The sequence below is a fragment of the uncultured Polaribacter sp. genome (assembly GCF_947500975.1).
GTDB lineage: Bacteria > Bacteroidota > Bacteroidia > Flavobacteriales > Flavobacteriaceae > Polaribacter.
Genome location: NZ_CANMUE010000043.1, coordinates 1 through 915 on the forward strand (window position 1 = coordinate 1; position 915 = coordinate 915).

1 protein-coding gene is annotated in these 915 nt (G+C 32.5%); it reads left to right on the forward strand.

The window, feature by feature from the left end:
- The coding region (locus Q0733_RS12945; RefSeq protein ID WP_298782754.1) for a hypothetical protein at positions 1–457 on the forward strand (457 nt) is incomplete at its 5' end.
- Positions 458–915: the final 458 nt, after the last annotated feature.

Sequence of the window (915 nt, forward strand, 5' to 3'; positions counted from 1 at the left end):
TTTTTTGGCAATCTTATATTTTCCTTCGGAAAATAACGATGGCAAAAAATCGCAACTTTTTATACACCAAAACGTTGCCCACAATATGAAGAAACTGCTTGCAATATTGATAATTCTGACTTTGAACTCTTGTTTTATGTTCAAAGAAAACGGAATTGAAATGAAAATTAAAAATAACTCAAGCGAATCGATAACTAATGTCGAATTTACAACGTCAGAAAAACTAGAAACAATAAAAATTGACCGAATCGAACCTAATGAAAGTATGACTGAATTCTTATCGATGCGGAAAAACAAAACTGACGGAGCATATTCTCTGACTTTTACTCGTGCGAACGGAAAAAAAGAAAGAAGTGGAGGTGGATATTATACGAATGGAGGCTCACTTGACCATTGGGTTGACTTTATTGTGGAAAAAGACACAACGATAGTGAAATTTGATGGACCGATTTATTAAATATGAAAAAGTTATTATTAAGAAAAGTTTCAGTCCTATTAGTTTTTTCAGTCCTTCTAATTTTATTTTGTCTAATAGTAATGACTTTTGACTTCAAAGCTGTGAATGACCCTTTTGGCTATGGACTCATAGCGATGACTGTTGGAATTGGACTTGGAGTAGTTGGAATATTTGTTGACTTTATTTTATCTTTAATAATTAAAAACAGAATAACACTAAACATAACTGAATTGATATTGGTAAGCCTATTTTTGGTTTCAGTATGGCCGAAATAAATACTGTGGGCAACACCGTATATAATTTATTGCTGGCTTTTTGCCTACTTACGAAAGTCCTCGAGGACTTTCTTTGTCCGTAATTATTTACTAAATTAGTTGCTTAAAACACGCAACAAACCATATACATCAACGTTATGTTTTATTGCTCAGGAAAAGCTAAACGCTGAAAAATAACGAATG